The following is a 427-nucleotide window of genomic DNA, read 5'->3' on the forward strand; positions in this document are numbered from 1 at the left end:
CGCGGCGCTCAGCGTCGCTCAGCGACCACACGTTGTTCTCGGCCTCGGGCGGCAGCTCGTACTCCTCCTCGATGCCTTTGAGGCCGGCGGCGAGCAGCAGCGCGTACGCGAGATACGGGTTGGCTGCCGAGTCGAGGCCCCGGTACTCGACACGCGAGGACTGGCTCTTGTGCGGCTTGTACATCGGCACGCGGATGAGGGCGGAACGGTTGGTGTGGCCCCAGGTCACGAAGCTGGGCGCCTCGTCGCCGCCCCACAGCCGCTTGTAGGAGTTCACGAACTGGTTCGTGACGGCGGCGATCTCGTTGGCGTGCTTGAGCAGGCCTGCGATGAAATGCCGCCCCGTCTTGGAGAGCTGGTACTGGGCGCCTTCCTCCCAGAAGGCGTTCTGGTCGCCTTCGAACAGCGACATGTGCGTGTGCATGCC

The 427-nt window shown here is 66.3% G+C and carries 1 pseudogene; it reads right to left on the reverse strand.

Annotated elements, in window-relative coordinates:
- A pseudogene (locus J1M87_RS23675) lies at positions 1-427 on the reverse strand (glutamine synthetase); the annotation flags it as partial.

Source organism: Rhodococcus sp. KRD162 (assembly GCF_017168335.1).
Classification (GTDB): domain Bacteria; phylum Actinomycetota; class Actinomycetes; order Mycobacteriales; family Mycobacteriaceae; genus Rhodococcoides.